This window comes from Streptomyces sp. NPDC058001, from assembly GCF_042886315.1.
Taxonomy (GTDB): Bacteria; Actinomycetota; Actinomycetes; order Streptomycetales; family Streptomycetaceae; genus Streptomyces.
Map to the genome: position 1 here is coordinate 553,901 of NZ_JBHVQT010000005.1, position 26,307 is coordinate 580,207.

Consider the following 26,307-nt stretch of genomic DNA (forward strand, 5'->3'; position numbering starts at 1 on the left):
ACGTGCCGGTTCCCACAGCGGTTGTGACAACGGAGCCGCAGGTCACATCCCGACTGCCGGATTCGCCGATCCGATCGCCCAGCTGTCCGCGCCGGACTCACTCCTGTGACGTGGACACCGAGACGCGACCGTCCTGGCTGGTCACCGCCTACGTCCCCGGTCCTTCTCTGCGTGAAGCTGTCACGGGGTGCGGTCCGCTCCGGGTCGCACGTTCGGGCCGCTGGCGGAGGGCCTGGCGGCTGTGCACGCCTGCTCGTTGGTCCACCGCGACCTCAAGCGGGGCAATGTGCTCCTCGCCGCGGACGGGCCGCGGGCAATCGACTTCGGGATCGCGCGGGCCGTGGAGGACATCCAGTTGACCGGTACGGAACTGGTCATCGGCACACCACGGTTCATGGCCCCCGGAACAGGTGACCGGAACGAGGCCGAGTCCGCGGCGGACTTGTTCGTGCTCGGCGCCGAACTCGCCTACGCGGCAACTGGCGAGACACCCTTCGGTCGGGCGCGCCCCACGCGGTGAACTATCGAGTCGTCCACGAGAGCCCCGACCTGTCCGACGTCCCAGCCCTCTTCATGGACATGGTCGCCGCCTGCCTGGCCAAGTATCCCGCGTCCTGCCCCGAGTCGGCGGACATCGTCTACAGGTTCTCCGTCCCCGGCGGAACCGGTGGGCGGTGGCTCCCGATGACGATCACCACGCTGATCGACGAGCGCTACGGACGCCACTGCCTCCCGCCACGACGGCGGCCGAACCGACGCCGGTGGCCTCGCGTCGTCGGCGCCTGCCCAGTCTCTTCCTTCGGCCCCGGCATCCACACCTCCGGCATCAGCTCTGGACTTGCCGGCTTCCCCCCAGCACACCCCGCTCGACCGACAAGCCGTCGACGGCGCCCTCCGGGAGGATCTCGATGCCCTGGTCAGCCACGACATGTCAGCCCTCCGCCGAGCAACCTGCCCCCGGCGCCGTGGTCCACGCACGGTCGCTGACGACGGTGTCGACCGATCCGTCGGGCCGCACTGCTGGGCAGTCCGCACATCCTGGGCGGCGAAGCCGAACCCGGCGACAACGCCGTGCGGTTCGCCACCGTGGCCGGCATCGGCTATACCCTCACCCTGCGGGCCTCCCGGCGGACGTGGACTGGGCACTGGAGGTCGCCGACGAACTCACAGAGGCCCGGCAACGGGCGGCCGAGCGGTATTGCGGGGCGAGCGAATTCGATCCCCGGGTCGCGATGCTTTCAGCGGTCATGCCCGCTGGGCGTGGCCGGGAGCCGGGTTGTACCCCAGGCGGCGCGAAATGGCGTCCGCTGTGGCGACGACCAGGGGGCCGAGGCTTCCCAGGGCCGGTTCCACTCGCTCTTTGAGTCCGGCGACGCTGATGGCCGCCACGACGTGTCCGGTGTGGTCGAAGATGGGTGCCCCGCAGCAGGCGCTGGCGAGGTCGAATTCGCCGTGCTCTTCGGTCCATCCTCGGCTCTGGGATTCGGCGATGTCGCGTTCGAGGGCTTCTGCGGTGGTGAGTGTCCGCGGGGTGAAGGAAGTCAGGGTGAGGGTCCGGACCAAGTCGTACCGCTCGCGGGTGTTCAGGCCCGCGAGGTATGCCTTGCCGACGGAGGTGGCATGCAGGGGCCTCCGGGCGCCGAGTTCGGCATTGACGCTGACCGACTGGGGGCCGCGTTCCCGGTAGATGAAGACCATCTCGTCCCCGCTGAGGACGCCGAGGCTGACGGTCTCGCGAGTCTGCTGGACCAGCACGCGGAGCAGTTCCGGGGCGACATCGGATACATCGGTGGAGTGGACTGCGGCCATGGCGAGCCGGGCCGCTGCCGGGCCCAGCCGCCAGCGGCCGTTGGAGGTGGCGTGCAGGAAATCGTACTGGCTGAGTTTCTCGACAATGCGGTACGCGGCGCTCCGGCTGATGTCGGCGGCGGTCGCCAACTCTGCTGTCGAGGACTCCCGCACATCGGCGAGGTGCACCAGGATGCTCAGTCCTCGGTCGAGCGCGCCCTTGCGCCCCTCGTCCTGCTCGCCCACGCCGCTGTTCCTCTTCTCGTCCTGGCCACGGGTAGGCCCGCCCGAAGAGGTCGGGCGGGCGGTGTCCGCTGTCAGTCTCCCACCCCTCCGCAGCGTGGACGCCGCCGGTGGGGTGGGGTTGGTCATCTCAGACCGTGACACTCTCGTGGGTCCAGGCGCGGGCCTGGTCGCTGAGGCTGAAGCCGAGGCCGGGGCGGTTGGGCACGATCATTCGTCCGTCGCGGATCTCAAGGCGTTCGTTGAACATCGGTTCGAGCCACTCGAAGTGCTCCACCCAGGGGTCGATCTCGTAGGCGGCTGCGAGGTGCAGGTGGATCTCCATGGCGAAGTGCGGTGCCATCCGCATCTTCGCCTGCTCACCCATGGCCATGATCTTCAGGAAGGGGGTGATGCCGCCCACGCGCGGCGCGTCGGGCTGGAGGAAGTCGACCGAGCGTTGACGGACCAGGTCGGCGTGCTCGGCGACGCTGGTGAGCATCTCTCCGGTGGCGATCGGGGTGGCCAGTTCCGCGGCGAGGGCGGCGTGGCCTTCGGCGTCGTAGGCGTCGAGCGGTTCCTCGATCCAGGTCAGGTTGAATGCCTCAAGGCGCCGGCCCATGCGGATCGCCGTGCTGCGGTTCCACTGTTGGTTGGCGTCGACCATCATCGGGAACTCGTCGCCCAGTTGCTCGCGGATGGCCGCGACGCGATCGAGGTCGATGCTCGTGTCGGGCTGACCGACCTTGATCTTGATGCCACCGATGCCGCGCTCGACCGACGCCCGGGTGTTCTCCACGACCTGCTCGATGGACATCGACAGATAGCCGCCCGAGGTGTTGTAGCACTGCACCGAATCGCGGTGGGCGCCGAGCAGCTTCGCCAGCGGGAGGTCGGCGCGCTTGGCTTTGAGGTCCCACAGGGCTATGTCGATGGCGGCGATGGCCTGGGTCGAGAGGCCGCTGCGGCCCACGGAGGCGCCGGCCCAGACGAGCTTGGTCCAGATCCGCTGGATGTCGTTGGGGTCTTCACCGATCAGCTCGGGTGCGATCTCCTTCGCGTGCGCGTACTGAGCCGGTCCGCCGGCCCGCTTGGAGTAGCTGTAGCCCACGCCCGCGAATCCGGCCTCGGTGTGGATCTCGGCGAAGAGGAAGGCGATCTCGGTGAGGGGCTTCTGGCGACCGGTCAGCACCTTGGCGTCGCTGATGGGGGCGGCCAGCGGCAGGCTGACGAGGGAGAGCTTGACCGAGGTGATGGCGTCGGTACTGGCTTCGCCGCGTTCGAGCGCGGCGAAGTGGCGTTCGTTGGTCCGGCTGGTGACCGTGGCGCTGGTGCGGTCGAGGAAATCGGTGCTCACGGACGGGTGTCCTCTCGTAGATGCAGGGGGAGTGGTACGGGCAGGCGTCTGTGTCAGCGTTGTTTGTGGGCGGGTTCTTCCAGAACGGCGCCGGTCTTGATCTGCGGTGCCTGTAGCCCGGACTGGTCGAGGTCGGCCGGTTGGATGGCGGACGGGGCGGCCATCGGCCGGCGGGGGATGCGTCGCACCAGGAGGGTGGCCCCGGCCGCGATCACGATGACCAGCCCCAGCCCGAGCATCGCCAACTCGGTGTTTCCCGTCGAGTCCTTCACCAGACCGAAGCCGTACGGTGCGACGAAGCCGCCGAGATTGGCGACGGAGTTGATCAGGGCGATCGCGGTCGCTGCGGTCGCCGGGTCGGTGCGCTCCCGCAGCAGGGGCCAGAAGATCGGTGCGACGGTCTTGAAGCCGAGGGTGGCCAGGACGATGAAGGCCAGGCCCAGCCACGAGCCGATGAGCGCCGCCGCCAGGGTGCCGACCGCGGCCAGCACGAACGACGTGGTCATCAAGGTGGCGCGCTGCTCGGGATGGCGGTCGCCCCGCCGGGAGACGTAGAACAGGTAGGGGATGGTGCAGAGCCAGGGAAGGGCGGAGAGAAGGCCGACCATGTTGTCGCTGCTGACCCCGATGTCGCGCACCACGCTCGGTAGCCAGAACGTCGTCGAGTAGATGGACATCTGCACGGCGAAGTAGATCCACATGAAGAGGTGGATGACGGGGCTGCGCAGCAGGCCCTTGACTGTTTGCACGGTCGAGCCATGTCCCGTGTCGGTGGCCTGTTCCGTGGCGATCTGCAGGCTGAGCTGTTCGCGCTCCTCGCTGGTGAGCCACTTCGCGTCGCTGATCTTGGAGTCGAGCAGGAAGTAGCCGACGACGCCCAGTCCGATGGTGACCAAGCCTTCGATGAGGAAGAGCCACTGCCAGCCGTCGAGTCCGAGGAAGCCGTGCATCGAGAGCAAGGGTCCGGAGACGATGCTGCCGACGGAGTAGGCGAACAGGGCCCCCACCGCCCAGGTGCCGGTGGCCCGGCCCTGGTAGCGGTTGGGGAGCCAGGAGGAGATGTAGAACAGCACCGCGGGGACGAAGCCGGCCTCGGCCACGCCGAGCAGGAAGCGGAGCACGTAGAAGCTGGTCTCACCGCGGACGAAGATCATCGAAGCGGAGACGGCGCCCCAGGTGATGCAGATGCGGGTGATCCACAGCTTCGCACCCACCTTCTGCATCAGTGCGTTGCTGGGGATCTCGAAGAGGAAGTAGCCCACGAAGAAGAGGCCGGCGCCGAGGCCGTACGCTGCCGCGCCGATGCCGAAGTGGGCATCGAGGTCCTCCTGGACGAAGCCGATGTTCGAGCGGTCGATCTGGTTGAGCATCATCATCAGCGCGAACAGCACGATGATGCGCCCGTAGATCTTCCTGCTGGCAGTGGCGACTGCCGGGTGTTCGTCTGGTACGGCGGTGGACATACGTCTGGATCCTCTCGCAACGTTGCGCCTCGGATGCTGCCAGCGAACGAATAGTCGTCCCATTGAATGAAACGCGCCACTGAATGACGGGCTGCTGACGTGGGGACGCTAGGTGCCCACCTTCGGACAAGTCAATAAGTGTGCGCCATTTAGTGGGACACTTGTTCGCTAGCTGGGACGTCATCTAGGGTTCTGGGTGTTCATCCCAGTCACCCAGGAAGGTGGACCGTGACAGCGCTGGATCTTCCCCCTGTTCCCCCGGACGTATGGGCCGGGCTGGCCCGCGTGAGCACCGCGACGCTCGCGACGCAGCTCTACCGACGTGGGATCCGTCAACCCTTCCTGGTGGGCCTCACCCCCGTCGGCACGCACATCGACGGCTTCGTCGGCCAGGCACGCACGATGCGCTTCATCCCTGCCCGCGAGGACGTCGACCCGATGAGCGACCCCTACCGCACGGGCAACGTCCTTCAGTGGGAGGCGGTCGAAGGGCTCCAGTCCGGCGACGTCCTGGTCGTCGACTCGCGCGGCGACATCACCGCGGCTTCGGCAGGGGACATGCTCGTGACCCGGGCGATGAAGCGCGGCGCCGCCGCCTTCGTCACCGACGGCGCTTTCCGCGACGGAGCGGCGCTCGCCGAGTTGGGTTTCCCCACCTACTCACGGGCGATCACCGCCACGACGCGACCGGCTTCCTTCCACGTCGCGGACCTCGACGTCCCGATCGGCTGCGCGGGAGTCGCCGTCTATCCGGGGGACATCCTCGTCGGCGACCGCGACGGCGTCATCGTCGTGCCGCGCGCCCTTGCGGCCGAGATCGCGGGCCCCGCGGTAGAGCAGGAACGGCTTGAGTCCTACCTCAGCGCCAAGGTCAAGGCGGGAGAGACGCTCTGGGGAACCTATCCGCCCAGCGAGGAGACCATCGCCTCCTATCACGCCTGGCGGTCGGCGAACGCTGAGGCAGAACCTCCGGGAGGCCCCCGGCCGGCCGATCGCGCCAACGGGGCGGAGGCCGTGCGATGACCCGTTTCGCGGACCTCCCGCGCGAGGAACAGCGCACCCGTATGGAGGCCACGATCAGGGCCTACTTCCAGGGCTGCAACGACGCGGACGTCGACGCCATGGCCGCCACGTTCCACCCCGACGCCGTTCATTACTTCCCGCCCGGGATCGGCGGCCCCTGGCGCGGCGCCCGCACCATCGGGGAGAACTGGCGAGCACTGGTCATGCGCATCGGTTCGGCATGGAGCATCGAGCGTCTGATGGCCGAACCCGAGTCGCTGCAGGCAGTCATCGAATGGACCCACTGGAAGACCGCTCTCGGCGGATACCTGCGCGGTGACGAGTGGTACCGCTTCGATCCGGAGACCGGACTGATCACCGAGATCAGGGCCTTCTACGCCGCCACGTCCGACGGGCGCGACGAGGTCACCCTCGAAGGCTTCGACTACGAGGCGGAGGGCTACCACCTCGTACCGCCGGTCGACCGGCCGCACCCGGACGCGACCGACCGATAACGCCCCGACCCCGCCAACAGCACAGGAGCACCATGCCCGCCGAAACCACTGTCAGTATCGACCCGACCACCGGAGCCGAGGTGGAGGAAGTCGCCACCGTCACCTCGGTCCAGGAGCTGGAAGAGGTGTGCCGCTCCGCCGCGGAGGCGTTCATCGAACTCAAGGACCGGGACCGCGCCTTCCGCGGCGGACTGCTGCGCGCCATGGCGGACGCTTTGGAGGACCGGCGCGCGGACATCGTGGCGCTGGGTGTCCGCGAGACCGGGCTGCTCCCGGCCCGACTCGACGGCGAACTCACCCGTACGGTTCACCAGGCCCGCCTGTTCGCCGACGTCGTCGACGAGGGCAGCTACCTGGAGGCAACGATCGACCACGCCGGTGACACCCCCATGGGGCCGAGGCCCGATCTGCGCCGGATGCTGGTCCCGACCGGGCCGGTCGCGGTCTTCGGCGCAAGCAACTTCCCTTTGGCGTTCTCGGTGCCCGGAGGCGACACGATGTCCGCCCTGGCGGCGGGCTGCCCGGCCGTGGTCAAGGCCCACGACTCCCACCCCGCCCTGTCGGTCCTGGTGCACGACATCCTGAACGCGGCGGCGTACGCGGTGGGGGCGCCCGCAGGGACGATCGGGCTGGTACACGGCCGTCAGGCCGCAGCGCACCTGGTGCGGCACCCCGCCGTCAGCGCCGTGGGCTTCACCGGGTCGCTGGACGGCGGCCGGGCGCTGATGCGGCTCATCGAGCAGCGCCCGACACCGATCCCGTTCTTCGGTGAACTCGCGAGCCTCAACCCGGTCGTCGTCACACAGGCGGCAGCCTCGTCCCGGACAAAGACGTTCGCTGAAGGGCTCGTGACGTCTCTCACCGGTTCCGGCGGCCAGCTGTGCACCAAACCCGGGCTGGTGCTGGTGCCGTACGGTCCCGCGGGTGACGAACTCGTCGAGGTGGCAGCCGAGTTGGTCGCCGCGCAGCCCGCCGCGACGCTCCTCAGCGCGCGCATCCGGGACGGATACGAGCAGACCAGCGCGGAACTGCGGCGCATCCCGGGCCTGAGCGTGGCGGCCGAGGGAGGGCAACCGGCGGGGAGCGGCTTCGCCGTGGCACCGCGACTGCTGACCATGAAGGCCAGTGAACTGATGGAGTCGCAGATCGGGGAGTGCTTCGGGCCCACAACGATCATCGCGCGGTACTCCGAAGCGGAGCTGGTCGACATCATCCGGACCCTGCCGGGCTCGCTCACCGCCACGGTCCACTCCGAACCCGGCGAAGACATCCGTCCCCTCGTTCAGGAGCTGTTGCCGAAGGCAGGCAGGCTGCTCTTCGACGGCTTCCCCACCGGCGTGTCTGTCTCGTGGGCGCAACACCACGGTGGCCCCTGGCCGGCGACCAACACGCAGCACACCTCGGTGGGCCCCACCGCGATCAGGCGCTTTCTGCGCCCCGTCACCTGGCAGTCGGCCCCGGCGGACGTACTTCCCCGCGAGCTGCGCGACACGTACACGTCCATTCCGCGACGCGTTGACGGACACCTCACCCTGGAAACCGCGACCGCCCGGAAAGGTGTGCGATGAGGATCGCCACCGCTCGTCTCGACGGCATTGTCACCACAGTCGTCGACCGCGGAGACGGCTGGCGCACCAGCGAAGTCCCCGCCCTCGACATCGTCGCCGGAGCCGACAGCGAGCCCGGCCGCCGGGTCGCCGAGGACCAACTGCACTACCTGCTGCCCTACCGCCCCCCGACGATCCACGGCATCGGCCTCAACTTCGCCGACACCGTCTCCGAGATGGGCTGGCAGACCCCGGCAGCACCGTATCTCTTCCCGAAGCTCTCATCCTCGGCGTGTGGCCCCACCGACGACATCGTCGTGGACTTGGCCCTGACCACCCGAGTGGACTGGGAAGCGGAACTCGGCGTAGTCATCGGCCGTCCCGCCAAGTGTGTTCCCGCCGAAGAAGCCATGTCGTACGTCGCCGGCTACATCGCGGCCAACGACGTCTCCGCCCGCGATCTGCAGGAGCGGGACGGCCAGTGGGTGCGCGGCAAAGGTCTCGACACGTTCTGTCCCCTGGGCCCCTGGATCCTGACGAAGGACGAGGTGGCGGACCCACAGCGGATCGCTATCCGTACATGGCTCAATGGACAGCTGGTGCAGGACGGTTCCACCGCCTCGATGATCTTCAGCGTCGCCGAACTCGTCTCCTACTGCTCGGCGTTCTTCACCCTGGCGCCGGGAGACGTCATCCTCACCGGGACACCGGCTGGTTGCGGCGACTTCAGATCTCCGCCCGTCGCACTCCGACCGGGTGACGTCATCGAGGTCGAAGTCGCCGGCCTGGGCCGCCAGCGGTCCCACGTCTCTGCTTCACAGTGGGCAGGATTGCCACGGGACGGCGGTGAGTGGTGGCGTGCTGCCGGGTCAGTCGGCGCCTGCGGCCAGGGCGATCAGGAAACCGTTGAGGGCGACGACCACGAGGCTCGCGGCCACTGAAAGCGCGCTGGTGAGTCGACGGTTCACCCAGTCACCCATGACGTCCCGCCGCCGGGTGAGGAGGACCAGCGGTACCAGGGCGAAGGGGATGCCGAACGAGAGCGTCACCTGGCTGAGGACCAGGGCCTGGGCCGGGTCCATGCCCAGCGTGAACAAGCTGAGGGCGATCACGAGGGCGAGTGATCTGCGAAGAACTGGAGGGACACGGCGGCGGAGGAAACCGTCCATCACCACCTCTCCGGCGTAGACCCCGACGCTGGTCGAGGAGAGGCCCGCGATCAGCAACGACCCGGCGACGAGGAAGGCGGCGGGTGCCCAGGCCGCGGCGAACTGCTGGTAAGCGCCGTGCAGAGTGGGCTCCGTGCCAGAGCCGTGGAGCGTGGCGGCGGCTGCCACCAGCATTGCTGTGTTGGCCAGTGTCGCCACGCCCATGGCCAGTCCGAGGTCGAGCCGCAAGGCGCGCAGCAGCGTGGCGCGGGGCAACCTCCCCCCGCGGTGCAGTGTGTCGCGGGCCAGTGAGGAGTGCAGATACACGGCATGCTGCATGACGGTGGCACCGACGACGGCGGTGGCCAGAAGCAGGCTTTGGCCGCCTTCGAAGCCGGGGACGAGCCCCGCGGCAACGGCGCCCGGCGCTGGTCGTGCGTGCAGGATCAGCACGAGGAAGGCGCCCGTTACCGCCGCGAGCATCACCGTCAGCGCGGCCTCGAAGTGCCGGGTGCGCCTCGACCGTACGGCCAGTAGGAGGAACGAGGCCATGGTGACCAGCAGGGCGCCCGGTAGCAGGGAAGGCCGAAGAGAAGGTTCAAGGCGACGGCGCCACCGATCAGTTCGGCCAGATCCGTCATCACGATGACGGCCTCGGCCCGGAGCCACCGGCCCCACACGACGGGACGCGGGTACCGTTCCCGGCACAGCTCGGGCAGGCTGCGGCCGGTGGCCGTGCCCAGCTTCGCCGAGAGGTACTGGAGCAGGACCCTCATGCCGCTGGCCGCCACCACCCACAGCAGCAGGTAGCCGAACCGGGCGCGCTCTCCACCCCGGTGGCGAAGTTCCCGGGATCGACGTACGCGATTGCCGCGACGCAGGCGGGCCCCAGTAGACCGCGGGTGCGGAGACGTGGGCCCGAGGTGGCGGTCGCCCGGGTGTCGAGACGTTGGTTCACCGGGCGGTCCCCCCTGCCTCGGTCAGGCGGCACAGATACGCGTAACCGGCGTGCAACTGACGGACGGACCACGTCTCCTGGCGCTTCTGCGCGACCGCGGCCGGGTCGGACCACCGGGCAGGACCGCCGGCCGCGAGGGCGTCGAGTTGGGTGCGGCAGGCGCGTTCGAGGAGTACCGCGTACATCACCGCCTCGGCGAGGTCCCCGCCTGCGTGACCAAGCCATGTCCGGGCATCAGGCACCCTGCGGCGGTGCCGAGTGCGGCGGCGAGCGAGGCGCCGTGCCAGCGGTCGCTGACCAGCCGCCCGGAGGGGTAGCGGGGAATGTCGGGTACGACGAAGGGCACCGCGTCGTGGGAGAGCGGTAGCAACGGAACGCCGAGAGAGGCAAGCAGTTGCCGCCCTGCCGTGGGTGTGCACCACGGCACCGACGTCCGAGCGCGCGGCCATGATCTCGGTGAGGATCGGGAATTCCAGGTGCGGTGTGCCGTCCCCGGACATGGCCTTGCCCTCGGGGGACACCAACAGGACGCGTTCCGGGCCTACTTCCTCGAAGCCCCAGCCAGACGCCTTCATCCATACGCCGCGGCCCCCGGGGTCGCGCCGTGAAACGTGCCCCCACACCAGATCGGACTGACCGGCTGCGGCAAGGGCCCGGGTCGCCAGGGCGACCTCGGCGGCGAGTTGACCGTCCGGCATCGGTCATCCCGCCACGGGCGCGGCGGACAGCGGGTACTCGCGGCGGACGGCCCACTCGGCCTCGGGCTCGTACCCGTAGATCCAGCTCATCCCCAGCGGAGTGTCACCACCGCGCTCGCGTGCCCGGAACTGCTCCCGTCGCCGCTCCCAGTCACCGGCGTGCACCAGGCGGCTGTTGGCGAGGGACTGCCGCTGGACGGCATGGGCGCGCGGGATACGCACATCGCGGAATCCGGCGAGCGCCGCCGGGAGGTCGTCGCGCCGGGAGTCCAGCCAGCGGGCGAGCGCGTAGGCGTCCTCGAACGCCTGCGCCGCGCCCTGGCCCGGCGTTGGGAAGCATCGGGTGCGCGGCGTCCTTGATCAGCTGGATGCGGTCGCGTCCCCAGTCGGCGGAGGGCTCGCGTCCGAACAGGCCCCACTTCGAGCACGCGGTGACCGCGTCGAGCAACAGCCCCAACTTCGGCGCCGCACTGGGAAAACACGCGCGCATCTGCTCCGGGTCGCCGGGCATGGACCAGCCCTCCTCCACCCAGGTGTCGGCGTCGGACTGGGTGGTGATGTTGGTGACGTCGGTGCCGCGATCGAAGAGGTCGACGTCCTTGACCGTGCCGTTCTGGCCATCGGCACCGACTACCCGCCCGGCCACCTGCTGTCGTACCACGAGCACCACCGGGCCCAGGTGCTGTACGCCGCGACCGGCGTCATGGAGCTGGCGACGGCGGAGGGCACGTGGACGGTACCCCCCGGATCGCGCGGTGCTGATCCCGGCCGGGACCCGGCACCAGGTCTCCATGCCCGGGGTCAGCACCCGCAGCCTCTACATCGAGCCCGCTGCCGTGCCGCCGTTTCCGACCCGCTGCCAGGTCGTCGAGGTCTCCGCGCTGCTGCGCGAACTCCTTCTGGCAGCAATCGACATGAAGCCGCGCTACCCGGAGCACAGCCGCGACGCGGCCTTGGTCGGCCTGTTCCTGCACGAACTGGCTGATCTGGCGCCGCTGCTCTGGACATTCCGTTGCCGCCGACCCGGCACTTCGGCGACTGTGCGACGCGTTCCTGCGCCACCCCGACGTCCACGATCCGCCCGTCCGCTGGGCCGCCGCCCTGGGCGTCAGCGAACGCACCCCGGGCCGGCGGTTTCGCGGCGCTACCGGGCTGAACTTCGCGCAGTGGCGGCAACGGGCCTGTGTCGTGCACTCCCTGCGGCACCTGGCCGCCGGCACGCCGGTCACCCGGATCGCCGCCGACCTCGGCTACGACGGCCCGGCGGCGTTCACCACCGTTTTCCGCACCCTGCTGGGCCGCCCGCCGAGCGCCTACCGGGCCGCCGAATAGGTCAGCGACGTTCGCGACCTTGTTCCGTGCCCGGTAAGGGTCAGCCCTGCCCGGTAGCGCGCATTGCTACGGCGATGTGGCTGTATCCGGGGAGGGGTGACCCGACGGCCTTCTCGTAGCGCACGGCGTCTGCGATCCCGAGTTTCTCTCCGGTGGAGAGGGTTCGGTTCGCCGTCCACAAGAGTGTTCTCAGCTGCTCGTTCTGGATGTCAAGAAGCGGGGCTACGGGCTCCAGCGGCATGCCGGTACCGACCCGCCAGTCTGTCACGGCGACCCAGAAACCGGTCAGGCTGTCCCAACAGATCGTGCTTCGGGGCCCGAGCAACGGGCGTATCTCGTCGGTGGACCGAAACGTGTCGAGGCCGTGGGACACCAGGTTCTGAAGGTTCTCCAGGACGGTGACGACGAACTCGTACTCGGTCTCGTCCTCCAGCAGTTCTTCGACAACCGTCAGGACCTCGGCGGTCGCGCCGTGGTCGCGTCGGGCTGCCCGAAAGGCGACCTGCCGACAGACCTCCAAGTCGTCAGTGGTGTCCACTGATCCGGGCTTGATACCGACAAGGTCGAGGAGCCGCCGGGACCGCCCGACCGGCCGTCGGCGCCATGGCATTCGCATCAAGTCTTCCCTCACCTGCGACTGTGGCGACTGTGTCGCCCGTGGTCGCCCAGCATGACAGGCGTTCCCAGCAGGCCATTCGCGGGGATCGGCGCCGACGCGAGCACCGTTGCAGCAGGCCGGACTTCGACGCCTCCAGGTCTCCGGCTCCTCGGACCACCCGACATCACGTTCGGCGACAGAGCCGAAGTACGTGACGGCGACACATGGTGGCCGAGCGTGCTGACGAGCCTGTTGCGCCAGATCCGGAAGACGGTAAGAGCCGCCGAACTCGCCACCGCCAAGACCCGTCGAACAACCGCGGCATGCCGCGAGGGCCTTGTTGACAGCTGGTGCGGCACGATTGCCACCCGCGTCGAACTCGCCGCAGACGGCTCCCTTACGGCTGCCTCCGCGATTGCTGTAGCCCACCAACCCAGCCACGCGCATTAATACACTCGACCAGATGGTGCCGCGAGACCACATTAAAGGCCACATCCAGCCTCTCCACGTCATGCAGCGCACGCAAACTCGGACTCATCGCCTGTAATCCGCCGTCTCTAAATCCAGCATCCGTCAGCGACGAGTCCAAATCCTTCGGAAGATGTCCCCGCCTACGCCCATTAAGCGTGTCGATGCCCGCCTGCTGTCCGCCGTCACGGGAGATGAAGACCTGAGCGTTCCCCGTGTCGTAGAAGGCGCTGTACGCGACACCGGACGACTTGGAGATCTTTTGCATCAGATGCGGCATGCATCCCAACCACCCCGTCATGCCGTCAACCTCGATCGCTGCCGACCAGCCCTCAGAGACCCTTCCGCACACCACAAGCGGAGCTTCGAGTTTGGTGCGCGTGGGGCACATCTCGCGGGACTGACGGGCGTTGTCACCGCTGGAGTGTTGTCGTGCTGGGCGTTCTGGTCTGGGTGGGCAGGTGCCATCTGAGCGGCCGGTGGCACCTACGCGACGGCGCAGGGGCTGCTCAAGCCGCGACGGTCAGGGCGCTGCGTCCCGTGAGCGGCTGGCACCCCGGCTGGGTCCGGCCCGGCCTCCGCACATCCCTATGCCGCCGAAACGATCGAGGCGATGATGCGGGCCACCTCCCGGGCAGCGGGCTGCGGCTCGCCGTGACGCCGCCCGAGCAACAGGTCCAGCCGTGGCGGATCAATCAGTTCCATGTACCGGACGCCGGCGAGGTTCAGGGCCATCACCGGGTGCCGCACCACGGCGACGCCGATGCCCGCAGCCACGAAGTTCACGAGGGTAGCCGTCTCGGCCACCTCGACGATGTCCGCCGGAGTGAACCCCACCGCCCTGCACGCCCCGACGACCGCGGCATGGACGGCCGAACGCCTGCCGGACGGGTGCAGGACGAACACGTCGTCACGCAGGTCGGCGATGTCGACACAGCCGCGAGCCGGTGGTCCGCGGGCAGCACGGCCACCAGCCGCTCCGTGCGCAGCCGCGACACCGCGATCCCGCTCTCCGGACCCGGATTACGCATGACGGCGAGGTCCAGTTCCGACGCGAGGAGTTCGGCGGCGAGGGCCGGGCTCAGCTGCTCCCCCCCATTACCTTCGTGATCGGCCCCGCAAGGGATTCCCGGCCTCCGGGCCCGGCATGACCCCCTGTTGGCCATGATCTTGGGAGGCACCGGATCTGGAGGCACTGGGAGACCGCTGATTACTGAGGTTGTAGGCGTGGTGTCGTCAGTGTGAGTCCAGTCGCCGTGAGGCATTCGCCGATGACGCCGCTGCGGTACTGGATCTGGCGGAGGCCATGTCGTAGTCGGCGGATAGGACCCGCGAAAAGGCTCACGAGGCGGACGACCACCGGGCTTCGACGAAGCGCGGTACAAGAAAGGCAACACCGTTGAACGGGCCATCAACCGCCTCAAACAGCACCGGACGGTGGCCACCCGCTACGACAAGCGCCGTTACGTCTACCTTGGCACCGCCACCGCCGCAGCCCTCGTCATCTGGCTCCGAATATGATCGCCCGGACAAGTCCTCATCGCCCAGTTCAGTCACCCGCGTGCCTTGACTTCTCCATGGGGAAGCCAGTTGAGAAAGGGTGGCGCGCTCACACCGTCCGCCCAGCCGGACTTGCTGTCAGCGCTCTGTGTCATGATGCGGACGCGTCCCGGAGGGAGTGGGCCGCGGTCTGCTGATTGCCAGGGGGTATTGGGGATGGGCGCGGGTAGGGAGCCGGATGGCTCGCCCAGGTCCGATGAGGAGTGGGAGCGGTTTCTGAGCGAGTCGGTGGCGGGTGCCGCCGACGCGCCCAAGGAACCGTCGGCGCGGGCCCGTGACGTGGCAAAGCGGCTGCGCGCCGAGCCCGGCCGCGGCCTGGAGGGCTGGCGCAGCTACACGCCAGCACAGCCCAAGCGGCGCACGGGCTGGTACGTGGTCGGGCTGCTGGCCTCGCTGGTGCTGCTGGTGGTGGCGCTCGCGCCGGGGCGAATAGTGGACCTGTTCGCCGGCGCTGACTCCCCGCCGCTGGCGGCCGAGACCGCCCGCCCGGACCAGGCACCCCCGGCGGAGGCGGCCCAACGCCCCACCATGGACGAGCCGTTCCGCGGTTCGCCCGCGGCGAGCTGGGCGAGCGGAGCGGCGGGGATCACCGTACCGAAGGCCGGGGCGGTCGGCTGGATGAGCGCGGCCGAGGTCGAGCGGGCCCTCGCCCGCAGCCGGGATTTCCTCGTCGCGTCCGGCCTGGACCGCGGGGTGCTGCGGGGCGAGCGCCCAGTGAAGGCGATTGCACTGATCAACCCGCACCAGAAGGACGTCCAAGACCTTCTGAAAACCGCATTCCGAACCCCGAGCGAGAAGAACGACCCCCTCCTCCTCTTCAGCCGCTTCCAGCCCTCCCGCACCCACCTGGTCGGCGACGTCGTGAAGACCCGGGGCCGGCTCTCATATCGGGAGAGCGAGCGCGGCGCGCTCCAGGTGACCGCCGACGTCACCTTCGTTTATCCGGTCACCCGCGTGGAAGCGGGCGATGACGAAATCGTGCGCACGATCGTCCGGCGCGAGCTGGTCCTGAACTGGGACGACCCTGACAAGGTGATCACCAAGCCGGGCACGTTCTCGATCGTCTCGTACAAGTACGACATGACCAACGGTGGCTGCGGCGCCCCCACGGGCTACTTCACCCCGCCTTTCGGCACGGACCGTCGGGCAGACGAGGCCGGCACGGAGGTCGACCCGTACGACCGCAGCGTTCCGGTCGGGCGGGGCGAGTTCTCTGGGGACGAGTGCGGGAAGGCGACGCGGTCCTAACGGGCGTTACTCGGTGCCGGCCAGCACACGGCACCGATGGCGACATCGAGCGTGCCGAATCAGCCCGCCGCAGACGATGTGTGGCTGCCGCTGGCGCCGGTGGAAGAACCCGCGGGTCTCGGGGCGAGTTGGGCCTGGTCCCGGGCCGCTCGGAAGCTGCATGGACCGCATAACGAATCCCCTGGCCGCCCGTTGAACCAGCGAGTGGTGGAAATGCGGTGGACGAAGATCGCGCGAGCAGCAGACTGGCCCGTGTGAAACGACTGTTGGTGGATGTGGAGAGCGTCACTGCTCGGTTGGTGCGTCGATTCGGTCCCCAGGTTGCCGAATGGTGCGCCGACACGCCGGATCTCATCGCGCGGCTGACGTCTCCGCAGGCCAGAGATCCACAAGAACCTACTGGCGGGGACTGCGACGCCGCTCACCGGCGCAGCGCAACGGGCGCCCCAGCCGCCACAACGGCGGGACGCCCACAGGGCCGCGGGTCAGCCTACGGGTGCCCGTAGCGCTCGCACTTGAAGTACGTAGGCGGAGGCGCGGACCCGTCGTCCAGGCAGACCCGCACGACCGCAGCTCCCCCGGGAACGTCTGCCGGCACCGTAAACCTGAACGGCACAGCCTCGCCGGCACATGCCCGGGTGTCGCTGTATGCGACTCCCAGTTGCCCGTTGCCTGCGTCAAGGGTGAACGCGGTCGTTCCCCGGCAATTCTCTTGGTCAGCCGACTTGTGGACTCCTTCCACGAGGACCGACCGGCCATACCAGGTCAACGTGCCAGTCGTGTACGTGTTCGTAACGGTTACGTTGAAGGGGCTGGTGGGGTAGTCGGCGGCTTGGGCGCTGGCTGTCGGCGCGGTCAGGATCATGCCCGCAGTCAGCGCCACGGCACTGAAGGCAGCGGCGAGATGGGTGCGCAAGTCGTCTCCAAAGGTGAGGCGGTTCGGGCTGTCTGAGCTGCCTCAGTCTTCAACCCGGCATTGAGCGCGTCCATGACAGATTGAGCCAACAGGCGTCGCCCCGAACCGCGCCGGCCCCGTGGCAACAGTCCCGAGCCATGAGACTTGCAGTTGTCCTGTCGCACTGGAGCAGGCAGATTCTCGCTCGGTCTCACCTGACACGGCAGATCCTCAGCGGATCGTGCTCCGAGCGGCGACTGCCTCGGGTAAATCACTGGCGGCGGCGAAGCCCGAGCAGAAGGCTGCCAACGTGACACTTCATGAGAATGAGATCGGTGTGGATGAGGCGGTCGTCCGGTCGCTGCTGCGGGAGCAGCGGCCGGAATGGGCCGCCCTCCCCATCTCCCCGGCCGGTGCGGGCACGGACAACACGATGTACCGGCTCGGCAACCAGCTGCTCATACGGCTGCCGCGCACACCGGACAACGCGAAGGCGGTACAGAAGGAACAGACGTGGCTGCCGCGGCTGGCGCCGCATCTTCCCTGTCGCATCCCGGAGCCGGTGCACGCCGGTACCCCGAATTCCGCCTTCCCGCTCGCCTGGTCGGTTTACCGCTGGATCGATGGCGATGAAGCCGACCTGGGATCGGTCACCGATTGGCCCGCGTTCGGGGCCGACCTGGCAGCGATCGTGCGGAGGCTGCACTCCATCCCCCTTATGGGAGCCGCTCGTCAAGGTGAACTCAGCTGGTACCGCGGAGGTGGCTTGGAAGTTTGTGACCGGTGGATCAGTGGGTGCTTCGACGCCTGTCGGACGATCCAGGGTCTCGATCTCGACATCGCGCACCTGCGACACCTGTGGCAGAGTGCGCTCGCCCTGCCTGAGCCATCTGGCCGACAGGTGTGGCTCCACGGAGACCTCAAACCCACCAACCTTCTGGTTCAGCAGGGGAAGCTGCACGCGGTCATCGACTTCGGAGCCCTCTCAGTCGGCTTTCCCGACGCCGAGCACTCGCCTCTGTGGGACCTCCCACCCGGGGCTCGACAGGCGTACTGGGACGCCGTAAGCCTCGACGACGTGACGTGGTTGCGTGCGCGGGCGTGGGCCATCGCCGTCGGAGTCAGCGGGGTGTCGTACTACTGGGGCAGCTATCCCGCCTTCGTCAGCGAATGCTTGTCGCGCCTCCGCGCGATCCTGGAGGCTGCCGGCGATCGGTGAACCAGTCCCGGGTGGGCCTCACCACGAAATTCGGTTCCGCAAAAGCCAACTCGTTTGAAAACGACCTGCGGCTCCGTTCCCAAACCACCTGGCAGCCCCACAGGTTGGAGACCTGCCAGCTGCTATCCAGGAAAGGACAGGACAGCAGTTCAGGGGCTTTACGCGTTTGGGTGGCCCGGGCGGTGGTCCGGGTCACCCACTGAGCTGCGACCGCCCGCGGATCAGCGACCGGATCATCTTCGACCAGCTGTTCCAGCTCCTCCGCTTCGGCTGCTCCTACCAAGCCATAGCGGACACCACCTGCTCAGCCAGCGCGATCTGTAACCGCCGTGACGAGTGGATCCGGCTGGGCGTCTTCGCCCGGCTTGGGCACATAGCCCCGGAGGCATACGACCGAATCATCGGCCTCGTCCTGGACCAGATCGCCATCGGCGGCTCGATCAACAAGCACCCGGAAGCGGAGAAGCCACCGGACGCTCACCGGTCGACCGAGGCAAAAAGGGCCTCAAACGCTGTGGAATGACAGACGGTTACGGAATCGAGTTGGGCCGGGTCCTGGCCGGAGTGAACTGCCATGACTCTCCACTGCTCGCCCCGACCGTGGACTGGATGAGGCTCCCGAACTGAAACGCCGCGACCGCGAAGCGCACCAAGAGCGTTGCCCGGTTCATGGCGAACGGGGTAGGGCGATCAGGTCTGCCAGAGAAACGCTGCCGCTCCCCATCGCCCCCCAAGGTCGTTACCCACCGGTGTCCGCCCGGTCCCGGAACGTGCAATTCTCGGCCTCTGCGATGGGTAGGATCACGCCGCACGCTGAGCGGGCGGTTCGAGCCGTGCCGCGCACGGCACAGACTGAAACATCGGGGGCGCACGGCATGAGTACCGGCGGCAATGGTTACCGGGGGCCGGCGGGCGGACCCGGACCCGGTGGACAGCCGGGCCCGGGTCCCGGCCATCAGCCCTACCCCGGGGCCGGACACCACCCGTACCCCGGCGGTCCCGGCGTGGGGCCCTACCCGCCGCAGCCCGCGCCCGTGCCGCCGCAGGGGTATCCGGGGTATCCGCAGGGCTGGGGCCCGTACCCGCCACAGCCGCACGGCGGTGGCCCGCAGCCGCCGTCCCCGCGCCCGCCCCGGCCGCCGCTGACGCGCAGGCAGCGGATCCTCAAGTGCGTCTACAACCCGTTCTACGCCGCCCAGCGGGCCTTCCGCCCCTCGCGCCCGGGCGCCGTCGAGGACCTGACGGTGCGCAAGATCCAGATGTGGCGGACCGGGCTCGGCATCGCCGCCTGGCTCGTGCTGGTCATGTCGTACAAGCCGGTCGACACCGCCCAGGGCGTCGAGACCGTCGCGGGCGACAAGTTCAGCCAGAGCTGGATCAGCACACTCGTCCTCGTGTGCGCCTTCCCGTTCGTGATCGCCCTGTTCGCGTTCGCCGCGCAGGGTGTGCTTCGCGGGCTCTACCTGCGTCGGTCCCTGAAGTCCTTCGGGGCGGTGGCGGCTCTGATGGGGTCCATGGCCACGTTCCCCCTCGCCGTCGCCCCCGACGCGGCGACCACCGGTCTCCGAAACGCGATCGGGACCCCCGGCACGGTCGTCCTCATCACCCTCTGCGCGTGGTCGCTGGGCTTCGCCCTCTACGGGATCGCGCTCTGCCTCATGCACGTGTTCCGCACCGCCGACATCCACGAGGTGCTGCCGCCGATCCTCGCCACCTTGCTCGTGTGGGTGATGGCCGCCCTCGACGTGATCAACAACGAGAACGTCGAGGTTCCCGTCCTTGCCCGGATCGTGTTCCTGCTCGGCGCTCCGGTGTCGGTGACGGTGTTGTCGTGCTGGGAACTGTACCGGCTGCGGAAGTACCACCACCTGACCGTGCGACAGGCCCTCGGCCGTTAGGTCATCTCCGCGTCGCCAAGAGCTCGCCGTCCTCGGTGAAGCCAGCGCCCTGACGGCAGCCCTCGTTGCGCTCCTCGTCCGGCAGAGCAGAACTCCAGCCGACCTGGCCTGTGGCGCGTCTCCGCACGCGTGCGATCATGCTGTTCGCCGACACGGCAAGGAGGGGTAGATGGCTGGCGTATGGGTGACGGTCTGTCTGCCGGCCGAGGCCGCAGGCGATATCGAAAGTGCGCTTGCAGAGGCCCTCGCGCCTTTCTACCTAGACACGGATGACAACCCCGTCGACCGTGGCATGTGGGACGAACGCCGCATCCACGGCGGGAGCAACGGCATGGGTTTCGCAGTTGTCCCCGGACACATGGACGATCCGAGGCTCATCCACGACGATCCTGGACACGACGGCGCGCCCCGCCCCAGCGCCCCGGGCGTCTGCGCCGGAGGACCGCGTGCCCTGCTCGATTTCTCGCAGCCGCACCTTGCCTCCGAGCGTGCGGTCGCCGCGTCCTGGGACCTGTGGCACAGGCTGTCCGCCGTACACCCTCCGGCCATTCCCCTTGCGGTCTTCGTGGACCGTTGGTGGAACGATCCGGACGCATTCCCCGGTGACCGGTGGGGAGACGAGATGCTCTCCGCATACCGGGCCCAGCCGCTGATCGGGGTCTACCTCGACCACCCCTTCAGCCTCAACATGGGGTATCTGGGCTTCCTGGGCCCTCACGATCCCCAGGAGCACCCTGTCATCAGCTACGACGGAACCCGTGCCGCGTACATCCGTGATCTCACTTCGCCAGACCCGCCGGATACGGACGTGCTCACGTTGGACGGTTGGTGGTTGGAGGGCGACACCAACGCCGTCCACGCCTCCTGCGAGCCTGACCTTTGCCCTCACGACCCTCCGAAGCCCTCCGTATGGCCAGGCAGCGAGGCGTACCTCGCGGACCTTCCCGGCAACACAATTCTCGTCCGGCTCGACTGCCACGCCTGACGCCACTCACGGTGCACGCTTCACGGAAAGGCAGCCAGAACCCGAAACTGGACGTCGTCACTCGGCACGTCCGCGACTTCGCCCCGTGATCGGCGACCTGTGTGGAGACCAGCTCCCCTATTGGATGGATCGAGTCCTCAGCGTCGACCTGCCCGTCCTGCACTCGCTCGTGTCCGGCCCGCGCCGCGCCCAGGACGCCGTCACCGTGGGCCTGTCCACACCCTGGAGTTCCGGCCAGGTCGAGGGGCAGGTGACGAGAGTGAAGCTCCTCAAGGGCCAAGGCTACGGCCGCGCGAACTTCGACCTCCTCCGCAAACGCGTACGCCTCACGGACTGACCCACCCGATCACAAGATCAGCGACAGAGCCGAATTACACGACTGCTGACACCACGGTGGTTGGAGGTGGCTCATGAGATTCAACCGAGGTCGAGAGCTACGGGGGAAGGAAGACGGCCGCCTCCCGCTGTCAGCGCGCGGAAGAGCGCCAGAGGCGGCCGTCGCTCATGGGGAGGATCAGACCGGCTTGCGCCGTATCGGATTGCCCTCCGGCTCGGCCGCCCGCAGATCGGCCAGCAGCTCGGCCTGCCCCGCCAGCACTCCGGACAGGATGGTGCGGGCCACCTGCAACAGCTCGGCGATGTGGGGGCCGGTCAGCGAGTAGTACACGGCGGCGCCCTCCCGGCGGGTGGCCACCAGGCCGGCCCGGCGCAGCACCGCCAGCTGCTGGGACAGGTGCGCGGGCTCGCAGCCGACCTCGGGCAACATCTCCGAAACCGCGTGCTCGCGCTCGCTCAACAGCTCCAGGACCCGGATCCGGACCGGATGCCCAAGCGTCTTGAAGAACTCGGCTTTGAGTTGGTAGAGCGGCGTACTCATCGAATCCGCCTCCCGCCTCGCACCGAACGCACCCGGCATCGCGTCATCTTGGTCATGGGGCCATCTTCCGACAGCGGATCCTGGGTGATGACCTTTGGAATTGCCAAGATTAGCAATTCCGAAGATTGAGAGAGGGGGTTTTCGATGCGCATCCCACGACTGCGCGGCACCAAGGGCGCCGTACTGAAGTGCCCCGCCTGCAAGCTCAAGTGCCTACAGGCCGCTGTTGGCCAGGACGGAAAGTGCCCCCGCTGCGGCCTCGACGCCATACCGGGGGTACGAGGACATCGGCCAGAGCCAACCGTGACCAGTGTCGCCGGTACTCACCGTGATGATCCCCGCCAGCCACTCACTGGAGCCCGCTCCGCCACCCAAGCCCGGAGTCCCTCCGCATGTCTCGCTGGGCTGTCGTGGCGGTGTGTGCCGAACTCGTTCGAAGGCACCCCGTCATGCGGTGACGCCGCTACCCCTCGGACACGACGAACACCGAATGGGCCCTGCTCGAAGAACTGCTTCCCTCCCCGGCCTGCGAGACCAGCGAAGGCGGCCGGCCGGAGAAGCATCCCCGCCGCGAGATCGGTCGACGCGATCCGATACGTCGTGGACACCGGATGCAAATCGCCGGTCTTGCCTGCGGAGACCCGTACTGGCGGACAGTCTGGGGGTCATAGCCCGCTGGGGCGCCGCTGGAATCATCGGACAGATCTGGGACCACCTGGCGGGGCGGATCCACCGTGACTTGGGCAAGGACCCCAGGCGGTGGCCACAGTGATCAACTCCCAGGGCGTGAAAGCCGCGGGAGACCGTCTCCAAGGCCACCCGCGGCTACGACGCGGACAAGACAATCAACGGCCACAAGCGCCGGTCGTCGACACTCGCAGACTTGCCCTGATCGTCGTGGTCATCCCGCGGACCTGCATGACTCGGCAGCAGCTAAGACAGCGCTGCCAATGGCTTCGATTCGTCGTCCTCAGCATTGTTTGCCTGGCTGGACCTCCATCGCCGGGTCGACAACGGAGGTGCTGCGGTGCGTAGATCCGTTCATGGGCGTGTCACACCGGTCTGGCAGGCTGCTGTCCATGACGGATGATCCCATCGAGACACAGACGCCGAAGCGCCGCATCACGGATCCGGCAGAGGCTCTTGCAGCGCTTGAGCGCGCCGTACCGGGCTTGGTCGACTATCGCCGGTCGGCGCCGGCTGCGCTCGACTGGGCCTTGGTCGAGGAGAGCTTGGGCACCGCACTGCCGTCCGACTACAAGCACCTTGCCGAGTGGTACCCGACGTTCGCCATCGGCGACTACATACTCGTGAGCCTGCCCGAACCGGGCGAGGAAGACGGCGTACACCGTGGCTTTCAGAGCACGCTGGATGTACTTGTCGATGCTTGGCTGGAACCCGATCTCGGCCTGCTGGCCTATCCCGCACCGGGCGGCCTTCTGCCGTGGTCGGAGTCGGACGAGAGCGACAAGTTCATGTGGAGCACTGCTGGAGAGACCCCGCACGAGTGGTTCGTTACCGTGGCCGGTCGCGGCGGAGCCTGGTGGCACTATGAGGGTGGGGCGGTGCAGTTCCTGGCTGAACTCTGCGACAGCACACTGGAACCCTGGGGCCTACGCATTTTCGACGCAGAGGTAACGCCCTGCTGAGCTGCCGACCGGGAACGTCATCAGCAGGTCAGACGGCGGTGGCAGATCCGGGCTGCGGCAATGCCGACGAAGGCGAGAAAGTGTGCCGGCTCGCGTTCGTAGCGACGGTGAAGCCGACGGCAGCCAACTAGCCAGGACACGGTCCTCTCAACGACCCATCGATGGCGGCCGAGCCTCTGTGAGGGCTCGATGCCCTTGCGGGCGATGCGGTGCCGGATCCCGCGCTCGCGAAGCCATCGGCGCAGGTGGCCGTAGTCGTAGCCCTTGTCCGCGTGGAACTTTCCAGGCCGCCTGCGGCGCGGACCTCGACGAGGCCGGATGGGCGGGATACCACGCACGAGCGGCTTCAGACCTTGGCTGTCGTGCATGTTGGTGCCGGAGATACCCAGGGACAAAGGCAGCCCGTTCCGGTCGGTGTCCAGGTGGATCTCGGCCTCCTCCTAGCCGTGCTGGTCACCGCTGCCAGCGTCTCCGACAACCCCGGCGGCATCCACGTGCTCTCGGACATCGCCGCCGCCCCCCTCCCCGCATCACCAAAGCCTGGGCCGACACCGGCTACCGCACCAAGGTCATCGACCACGGCGCCCGCCTCGGCATCGACGTCGAAGTCACCCGCCGCGACCCTGCCGAGAAGGGCTTCAAGTTGATTCCGCGGCGCTGGGTCGTCGAGCGGACCTTGTGCGCCACGAGGCGCTCTGTTTGTATCCCCGGCTCAGCCGGGAGGAACTGGGAAGGAGGTTTCTGGGCCGGATGACTTACCTGGATCCGAAAGGTGAAGGGGACAACAACATGTCAGCAAACCAGTGACCGGGCTCAGTTGTCAGACGCACAACGAAGCCCCAGGCCGATGCCCTGAGGCTTCGTTGAGGGGCGATGACGGGAACCGGACCCGCGCGTGGTGGGGGGCGGGTCCGGTTCCCAGCTGGGGGCTGTGCCCTTACCGGTTGAGGATCTGCTCGACCTTGTAGGCCACCTGCTGGGCCTGGATGTCGCGGCCCTTCTCATTGGGGTGCCCGTACCAGGGGAGGAACTGGTCGTCGCCGATCTTGATCTGGGAGTTCTCCAGCAGGCCGCCGATGCCGCGGTTGACTCCGTCGCATGCCGTGTTGCTGTCGGTGTGGGCGTAGAGGTCGACGAAGTCGGCGCTGGCGTCCGCGACGGCCTTCTTCATCGTGTCGTCCAGCCGCTTCTGGATCTGGTCCAGGAACGGCAGGACGTCCTTGGGGATGTCGGCGAGCGGCAGCTCCGTCTGACCGGGCGCCGGGGTCAGGCACTTGTCGGTGTCCGCGGGCACGGGCCGGGGGTAGCCGACCAGGGTGGGCTTTGCGTCGGGGGCGAAATACCGGATGCGTTCGAGCAGCTCCTCCAGGTCCCATCCGACCCGCTCGAACTGATCGTCCAGCCATTGCTTGTCCACCCTGATCCCGCAGGCCGCCGACGCCCTAGCCACCGAGAACGCCGAGCGCGGACGCGTCCCGGTTCTGATCATCGACGAAGCCCACCTCCTCGACCACGAGCAACTGGAGGCGGTGCGGATGCTGACCAACCACGACATGGACTCCACCAGCCCGCTGGCCTGCCTGCTGATCGGGCAGCCCACCCTGCGGCGGAAGATCAAACTCGGCATGCTCGCCGCCCTCGACCAGCGGATCGCCATCCGCTACAACATGCCGCCGATGACCAGCGAGGAGACACCCTCCTACCTCGCCCACCACCTCGCCCTCGCCGGACGCAGCGACACCCTGTTCACCGACGACGCGATCACCCTGATCCACGACACCTCCCGCGGCTATCCCCGCGCGGTCAACAACCTCGCCGTCCAGTCCGTGCTGTCCGCCTACGCCGATGGCAAGTCCGTCGTCGACGAGACCAGCGCCAGAGCCGCGGTCGCCGAAGTCACCGCCGAATGACCACCCCGCCGGTCCAGACCGGCGGAAGCAGCCCCGCGCCGAATTCGCGCGACATCACGCGATGGCTCTGAAACGCTGTGAGCCTGGGCCTGCGGCCTCCAACCTGACACCCTGTGCTGGCATTGATTGGTGATCGATGAGTTTCACGCTTGAGGGACCGCTTCTGGAAGGCACGCTCGTGCGCCTGGAGCCACTGGATCACCGTCATGCGGCGGACCTGGCCGTGGCGGTGGAAGAGGACCGAAGCTCGTATCGGTTCACCTGGGTGCCTACGGCGGCCGAGATCGAAGAGTACATCGATGCCCAACTCGCCCGAGCCGCCGCCGGAAAGCTGGCCCCATACGCGCAAGTGGAGCAGACGACGGGGCGCGCAGTCGGGGCCACGGCCTACTGGGATCCGCGGCTATGGCCGACAGGAGACAGTCTGTGCGCGGTCGAGGTCGGCTTCACCTGGCTCGCGGATTCGGCCCAAGGCACGGGGGTGAACACCGAAGCCAAGTACCTGTTGTTCCGGCATGCCTTCGAGAACTGGGGGGTCGCACGCGTCGACTTGAAGACGGACGCGCGAAACAGCCGTTCGCGGGCCGCGATCGAAGGGGCGGGCGCACGCTTCGAGGGCGTGCTGCGGAACTGGTCCCGGTCGTGGGCGCCGGGCGAGGACGGCCAGCTCCGTGACTCTGCGATCTTTTCGATCACCGCAGCAGAGTGGCCGAGCTGCCAGACGAGGCTCGAACAGAGAATCGCTCACAGCCTCGAACGCAGGCACTCGAAGGCAGATCTCACGGCCGCAAGCTGAGTTCGACCAAGTGCGCGGCGTCAATCGGCACCGTGAGCATCCCATTGACACCATGAAGATCGAAAGCCCCGCTGGAACCCCTTGGGTTCTAGTAGTCGTCGCAACACCCCAGCTCAGGGGATGCGATGGACTTCGAGATCCGGAAGGTCCGTAAGGCTCACGGGCCGATGAAGT

Annotated in this window: 23 protein-coding genes and 6 pseudogenes; 17 read left to right on the forward strand and 12 right to left on the reverse strand. The window is 68.1% G+C overall.

The annotated features are described in order from the left end of the window. Nucleotides 1–187: 187 nt before the first annotated feature. Nucleotides 188–520 carry a protein kinase gene (locus tag ACFVT5_RS15345; protein ID WP_389886576.1) on the forward strand — a complete coding sequence of 111 codons (333 nt, stop codon included), beginning with the start codon at nt 188–190 and terminating at the stop codon, nt 518–520. A 725-nt stretch (nt 521–1,245) separates the two neighbouring features. Here the strand turns inward: ACFVT5_RS15345 and ACFVT5_RS15350 are convergent. The 3 genes from ACFVT5_RS15350 to ACFVT5_RS15360 all read right to left on the reverse strand — a co-directional run bounded on the left by ACFVT5_RS15350 (nt 1,246) and on the right by ACFVT5_RS15360 (nt 4,830). Beyond that, nucleotides 1,246–2,034 (reverse strand): IclR family transcriptional regulator, encoded by a 789-nt coding sequence (locus tag ACFVT5_RS15350; protein ID WP_389886579.1) that lies wholly within the window; start codon nt 2,032–2,034, stop codon nt 1,246–1,248. A 127-nt stretch (nt 2,035–2,161) separates the two neighbouring features. Beyond that, on the reverse strand, nt 2,162–3,265 hold the full coding sequence (locus tag ACFVT5_RS15355; protein WP_389886699.1) for a mandelate racemase/muconate lactonizing enzyme family protein: 1,104 nt from the start codon (nt 3,263–3,265) through the stop codon (nt 2,162–2,164). A 155-nt stretch (nt 3,266–3,420) separates the two neighbouring features. Further along, nucleotides 3,421–4,830, reverse strand: coding sequence for an MFS transporter (locus tag ACFVT5_RS15360; RefSeq protein WP_389886581.1), 1,410 nt, complete (start codon nt 4,828–4,830; stop codon nt 3,421–3,423). Nucleotides 4,831–5,058: 228 nt separating this feature from the next. Between ACFVT5_RS15360 and ACFVT5_RS15365 the strand changes: the two genes are divergently transcribed. Genes ACFVT5_RS15365 through ACFVT5_RS15380 form a run of 4 tightly spaced genes read left to right on the forward strand, consistent with a single transcriptional unit; the run spans nt 5,059 to nt 8,835 of the window. Further along, on the forward strand, nt 5,059–5,853 hold the full coding sequence (locus ACFVT5_RS15365; protein ID WP_389886584.1) for a ribonuclease activity regulator RraA: 795 nt from the start codon (nt 5,059–5,061) through the stop codon (nt 5,851–5,853). Beyond that, nucleotides 5,850–6,347 (forward strand): nuclear transport factor 2 family protein, encoded by a 498-nt coding sequence (locus ACFVT5_RS15370; RefSeq protein WP_389886587.1) that lies wholly within the window; start codon nt 5,850–5,852, stop codon nt 6,345–6,347. Before ACFVT5_RS15365 ends, ACFVT5_RS15370 begins: the two co-directional genes overlap by 4 nt. Before the next feature lie 32 nt (nt 6,348–6,379). After that, nucleotides 6,380–7,915 (forward strand): aldehyde dehydrogenase (NADP(+)), encoded by a 1,536-nt coding sequence (locus tag ACFVT5_RS15375; RefSeq protein WP_389886590.1) that lies wholly within the window; start codon nt 6,380–6,382, stop codon nt 7,913–7,915. Further along, nucleotides 7,912–8,835, forward strand: coding sequence for a fumarylacetoacetate hydrolase family protein (locus tag ACFVT5_RS15380; protein ID WP_389886593.1), 924 nt, complete (start codon nt 7,912–7,914; stop codon nt 8,833–8,835). The genes ACFVT5_RS15375 and ACFVT5_RS15380 overlap by 4 nt, the downstream gene beginning before the upstream one ends. Here the strand turns inward: ACFVT5_RS15380 and ACFVT5_RS15385 are convergent. The 3 genes and pseudogenes from ACFVT5_RS15385 to ACFVT5_RS15395 form a co-directional block, all read right to left on the reverse strand. Next, a pseudogene (locus ACFVT5_RS15385) lies at nt 8,764–9,818 on the reverse strand (Nramp family divalent metal transporter). The gene ACFVT5_RS15380 and the pseudogene ACFVT5_RS15385 sit on opposite strands and share 72 nt — an antisense overlap. 178 nt (nt 9,819–9,996) lie before the next feature. Next, the gene (locus ACFVT5_RS15390) at nt 9,997–10,698 is read right to left on the reverse strand and encodes a class II aldolase/adducin family protein (protein ID WP_389886596.1); all 702 of its coding nucleotides are present in this window, start codon (nt 10,696–10,698) and stop codon (nt 9,997–9,999) included. A 3-nt stretch (nt 10,699–10,701) separates the two neighbouring features. Beyond that, the gene (locus ACFVT5_RS15395; RefSeq protein ID WP_389886599.1) at nt 10,702–10,920 is read right to left on the reverse strand and encodes a hypothetical protein; all 219 of its coding nucleotides are present in this window, start codon (nt 10,918–10,920) and stop codon (nt 10,702–10,704) included. Nucleotides 10,921–11,799: 879 nt separating this feature from the next. Between ACFVT5_RS15395 and ACFVT5_RS15400 the strand changes: the two genes are divergently transcribed. Next, the gene (locus ACFVT5_RS15400) at nt 11,800–12,030 is read left to right on the forward strand and encodes a helix-turn-helix domain-containing protein (protein WP_389886702.1); all 231 of its coding nucleotides are present in this window, start codon (nt 11,800–11,802) and stop codon (nt 12,028–12,030) included. A 40-nt stretch (nt 12,031–12,070) separates the two neighbouring features. On the opposite strand, the gene ACFVT5_RS15405 is transcribed toward ACFVT5_RS15400, so the two are convergent. The 3 genes and pseudogenes from ACFVT5_RS15405 to ACFVT5_RS15415 all read right to left on the reverse strand — a co-directional run bounded on the left by ACFVT5_RS15405 (nt 12,071) and on the right by ACFVT5_RS15415 (nt 14,508). Then, entirely contained in the window at nt 12,071–12,646 is a 576-nt protein-coding gene (locus ACFVT5_RS15405) for a hypothetical protein (protein WP_389886601.1), read from the reverse strand. A gap of 379 nt (nt 12,647–13,025) precedes the next feature. Beyond that, nucleotides 13,026–13,376, reverse strand: coding sequence for a hypothetical protein (locus tag ACFVT5_RS15410; protein WP_389886603.1), 351 nt, complete (start codon nt 13,374–13,376; stop codon nt 13,026–13,028). Nucleotides 13,377–13,684: 308 nt separating this feature from the next. Then, nucleotides 13,685–14,508 (reverse strand): annotated as a pseudogene (locus ACFVT5_RS15415) (LysR family substrate-binding domain-containing protein). A gap of 304 nt (nt 14,509–14,812) precedes the next feature. Here ACFVT5_RS15415 and ACFVT5_RS15420 point away from each other — a divergent pair. From ACFVT5_RS15420 to ACFVT5_RS15445, 6 genes and pseudogenes are all read left to right on the forward strand, one after another. Continuing rightward, nucleotides 14,813–15,904, forward strand: coding sequence for a hypothetical protein (locus tag ACFVT5_RS15420; protein WP_389886606.1), 1,092 nt, complete (start codon nt 14,813–14,815; stop codon nt 15,902–15,904). 1,205 nt (nt 15,905–17,109) lie between these two features. Then, on the forward strand, nt 17,110–18,018 hold the full coding sequence (locus ACFVT5_RS15425; protein ID WP_389886608.1) for an aminoglycoside phosphotransferase family protein: 909 nt from the start codon (nt 17,110–17,112) through the stop codon (nt 18,016–18,018). Nucleotides 18,019–18,202: 184 nt separating this feature from the next. Then, nucleotides 18,203–18,624 (forward strand): annotated as a pseudogene (locus ACFVT5_RS15430) (IS5/IS1182 family transposase); the annotation flags it as partial. Nucleotides 18,625–19,022: 398 nt separating this feature from the next. Continuing rightward, nucleotides 19,023–19,916, forward strand: coding sequence for a hypothetical protein (locus ACFVT5_RS15435; RefSeq protein WP_389886611.1), 894 nt, complete (start codon nt 19,023–19,025; stop codon nt 19,914–19,916). A 169-nt stretch (nt 19,917–20,085) separates the two neighbouring features. After that, complete coding sequence (locus ACFVT5_RS15440; RefSeq protein ID WP_389886613.1) at nt 20,086–20,901, forward strand: hypothetical protein; 816 nt, start codon at nt 20,086–20,088, stop codon at nt 20,899–20,901. A gap of 124 nt (nt 20,902–21,025) precedes the next feature. Further along, nucleotides 21,026–21,238: a hypothetical protein gene (locus ACFVT5_RS15445; protein WP_389886616.1), complete on the forward strand. Its 213-nt coding sequence runs from the start codon at nt 21,026–21,028 to the stop codon at nt 21,236–21,238. Between the two features lie 177 nt (nt 21,239–21,415). Here the strand turns inward: ACFVT5_RS15445 and ACFVT5_RS15450 are convergent, their stop codons facing one another. Then, entirely contained in the window at nt 21,416–21,778 is a 363-nt protein-coding gene (locus ACFVT5_RS15450; RefSeq protein WP_389886618.1) for an ArsR/SmtB family transcription factor, read from the reverse strand. Nucleotides 21,779–22,275: 497 nt separating this feature from the next. Between ACFVT5_RS15450 and ACFVT5_RS15455 the strand changes: the two are divergent. Next, a pseudogene (locus ACFVT5_RS15455) lies at nt 22,276–22,752 on the forward strand (transposase); the annotation flags it as partial. Nucleotides 22,753–22,857: 105 nt separating this feature from the next. Continuing rightward, nucleotides 22,858–23,427: an SMI1/KNR4 family protein gene (locus tag ACFVT5_RS15460; RefSeq protein WP_389886705.1), complete on the forward strand. Its 570-nt coding sequence runs from the start codon at nt 22,858–22,860 to the stop codon at nt 23,425–23,427. A gap of 20 nt (nt 23,428–23,447) precedes the next feature. Here ACFVT5_RS15460 and ACFVT5_RS15465 read toward each other — a convergent pair. Continuing rightward, nucleotides 23,448–23,861 (reverse strand): annotated as a pseudogene (locus ACFVT5_RS15465) (IS5 family transposase); the annotation flags it as partial. On the opposite strand from ACFVT5_RS15465, the pseudogene ACFVT5_RS15470 reads away from it, so the two are divergent. Continuing rightward, a pseudogene (locus ACFVT5_RS15470) lies at nt 23,838–24,103 on the forward strand (transposase); the annotation flags it as partial. The pseudogenes ACFVT5_RS15465 and ACFVT5_RS15470 overlap by 24 nt on opposite strands. 261 nt (nt 24,104–24,364) lie before the next feature. Here ACFVT5_RS15470 and ACFVT5_RS15475 read toward each other — a convergent pair. Beyond that, complete coding sequence (locus tag ACFVT5_RS15475) at nt 24,365–24,844, reverse strand: hypothetical protein (protein ID WP_389886621.1); 480 nt, start codon at nt 24,842–24,844, stop codon at nt 24,365–24,367. Between ACFVT5_RS15475 and ACFVT5_RS15480 the strand changes: the two genes are divergently transcribed. After that, nucleotides 24,837–25,337 (forward strand): ExeA family protein, encoded by a 501-nt coding sequence (locus ACFVT5_RS15480; RefSeq protein ID WP_389886624.1) that lies wholly within the window; start codon nt 24,837–24,839, stop codon nt 25,335–25,337. The two genes, ACFVT5_RS15475 and ACFVT5_RS15480, sit on opposite strands and share 8 nt — an antisense overlap. A gap of 136 nt (nt 25,338–25,473) precedes the next feature. Continuing rightward, nucleotides 25,474–26,133: a GNAT family N-acetyltransferase gene (locus tag ACFVT5_RS15485; RefSeq protein WP_385389488.1), complete on the forward strand. Its 660-nt coding sequence runs from the start codon at nt 25,474–25,476 to the stop codon at nt 26,131–26,133. Nucleotides 26,134–26,307 lie beyond the last annotated feature (174 nt).

What these genes read in the sequence shown, in the direction of transcription:
- ACFVT5_RS15360 (WP_389886581.1), bottom strand. Translation starts at nt 4,830, where the DNA reads ATGTCCACCGCCGTACCAGACGAACACCCGGCAGTCGCCACTGCCAGC.
- ACFVT5_RS15370 (WP_389886587.1), top strand. Translation starts at nt 5,850, where the DNA reads ATGACCCGTTTCGCGGACCTCCCGCGCGAGGAACAGCGCACCCGTATG.
- ACFVT5_RS15375 (WP_389886590.1), top strand. Translation starts at nt 6,380, where the DNA reads ATGCCCGCCGAAACCACTGTCAGTATCGACCCGACCACCGGAGCCGAG.
- ACFVT5_RS15380 (WP_389886593.1), top strand. Translation starts at nt 7,912, where the DNA reads ATGAGGATCGCCACCGCTCGTCTCGACGGCATTGTCACCACAGTCGTC.
- ACFVT5_RS15390 (WP_389886596.1), bottom strand. Translation starts at nt 10,698, where the DNA reads ATGCCGGACGGTCAACTCGCCGCCGAGGTCGCCCTGGCGACCCGGGCC.
- ACFVT5_RS15405 (WP_389886601.1), bottom strand. Translation starts at nt 12,646, where the DNA reads ATGCGAATGCCATGGCGCCGACGGCCGGTCGGGCGGTCCCGGCGGCTC.
- ACFVT5_RS15410 (WP_389886603.1), bottom strand. Translation starts at nt 13,376, where the DNA reads ATGCCGCATCTGATGCAAAAGATCTCCAAGTCGTCCGGTGTCGCGTAC.
- ACFVT5_RS15420 (WP_389886606.1), top strand. Translation starts at nt 14,813, where the DNA reads ATGGGCGCGGGTAGGGAGCCGGATGGCTCGCCCAGGTCCGATGAGGAG.
- ACFVT5_RS15440 (WP_389886613.1), top strand. Translation starts at nt 20,086, where the DNA reads ATGGCTGGCGTATGGGTGACGGTCTGTCTGCCGGCCGAGGCCGCAGGC.
- ACFVT5_RS15445 (WP_389886616.1), top strand. Translation starts at nt 21,026, where the DNA reads ATGGATCGAGTCCTCAGCGTCGACCTGCCCGTCCTGCACTCGCTCGTG.
- ACFVT5_RS15450 (WP_389886618.1), bottom strand. Translation starts at nt 21,778, where the DNA reads ATGAGTACGCCGCTCTACCAACTCAAAGCCGAGTTCTTCAAGACGCTT.
- ACFVT5_RS15460 (WP_389886705.1), top strand. Translation starts at nt 22,858, where the DNA reads ATGACGGATGATCCCATCGAGACACAGACGCCGAAGCGCCGCATCACG.
- ACFVT5_RS15485 (WP_385389488.1), top strand. Translation starts at nt 25,474, where the DNA reads ATGAGTTTCACGCTTGAGGGACCGCTTCTGGAAGGCACGCTCGTGCGC.